2 protein-coding genes are annotated in these 1577 nt (G+C 31.1%); both read right to left on the bottom strand.

The features are described 5' to 3' along the window. Positions 1-184 precede the first annotated feature (184 nt). A complete protein-coding gene (locus tag KAR67_RS09340; protein WP_162284591.1) occupies positions 185-961 on the bottom strand; it encodes a hypothetical protein in 777 nt (258 codons plus the stop codon). 20 nt (positions 962-981) lie between these two features. Beyond that, on the bottom strand, positions 982-1566 hold the full coding sequence (locus tag KAR67_RS09345) for a hypothetical protein (protein ID WP_192801100.1): 585 nt from the start codon (positions 1564-1566) through the stop codon (positions 982-984). Positions 1567-1577: the final 11 nt, after the last annotated feature.

Genomic DNA, 1577 nt, shown 5'->3' on the forward strand with positions numbered 1-1577 from the left:
CAAATGGAAAAATAATAGGATTTAGAGTTAGAAAATTTAAGGATATAAATTCCTTGCAAAAACTCAAAGACAATGCCGAAGAGCTTTTCTACTTGGATAAACAAAGAGTTTTAAAGGCTAAAGAAGCCCAAAGTTATAAAAATCTTTTTATTTGATTGTATTTTAAATCAAAGTTTTTAATGTTTCAAGCCTTAATATCTATACTTTTTGGTGCAGAATTTGAAGAAAGAAATTTATTAAATTCTCCTGCATCATCATCACTAAATTTCACACCAAAAAGAAGTTCCAATTCTTCACTTTTACCAAATTTATTTTCTAGCAGTTTTTTTACAAGTTCATTCATTTTACTATCATCTTTGTAAGTTTCTTTGTTTTTGCTTTTTGCTTGAATGGCTTTGAAGGGTTTTTCATCTGGGTTTTGACCACTTTCGTTGCTTTCTTGGGTAGAATTTGAGCTTTGTTGTTTATTTAAAAACCTATCTATCTCTTCTTGAGTAAGTGGTTTAACATCAAGTGCGTCAATAAATCGTTTTTTTCTTTCATCTTTTTCAGCAACCCATATTCTTGCGAATTCACTCGCACTTGTAAGAGTTTTTAGAAGATTGGCTTCGCGTATTCTGGCAATCTTATCTCTTGGAATAAATTCAATATTATCAATGTCATACGCTCCGTTAAGAATTTCCCATTCCTCTTCAGTTAATTTATCTTTTCGCATTCGCTCAAGCAAGGAATTTTCAACTTCTTTAACATCTGGGTCTCCATTATAGCCGTATTTGTTCGCATATTCTTCACTAAGCATTTCTCCAAAATATTTTTGCACAAAATCTTCCCAATAAGCATCTTCTTCACTTTTTGGCTCATCTTTTTTAGTATAAGTATATTCATTATTTTCATCTTTTTTAATGCTTAAAGCATTATTTGGATAATTGATATTAGGATAGTGAGAATTAAGACTTATCATAAAAATCCTTTTTTAAAATACTAAAACAATCTTGGATTCCAACCACCCATAGCATCTTCTATCACGCTCTTATATTGATGGGCGAATTCTCTTATAATTCTATTGTTATTTAACATAGGAGAGGAATTATACTGATAGATTTGTCCATTATTTACATTATAAACAGCAACCCCATAAGTAAATAAAACATAAGGCTGTCCTAAATTTGAATATTTAATTTGTCTTTTTACCTTATATACAGGACGATAATCAGCAGGGGAATTCGCACTGACTTGCAACCAAGCAAATAATCTGTCTCTACTAGGATTTTGACATTTATCTTCTCCTGCACCGCACAAACCTTTGTTAAGATTTTCGAGTTCATATTGCGTAAAATCTATAATAGCATAAACTTCTGAGGTTAAATTGCGTCTGTCTTTAAAAATTTTATAATCCCCAAAAACATACCCACCCTTAACTTGTTTCATCTCTTCAAGGCTGAGTTCTTTGACACCCGGGCTTGTATCACTTAAAGCACCTTTTGTGAGTTTAGCTAAAAAATCCTCAGCAAAAACAGAACTAGTCAGTAAAGAAGTTAAAGCTAATAAAGCAAAAATCTTTTTCATTGAAAATCCTT

Source organism: Campylobacter sp. JH32, from assembly GCF_017846535.1.
GTDB lineage: Bacteria > Campylobacterota > Campylobacteria > Campylobacterales > Campylobacteraceae > Campylobacter_D > Campylobacter_D coli.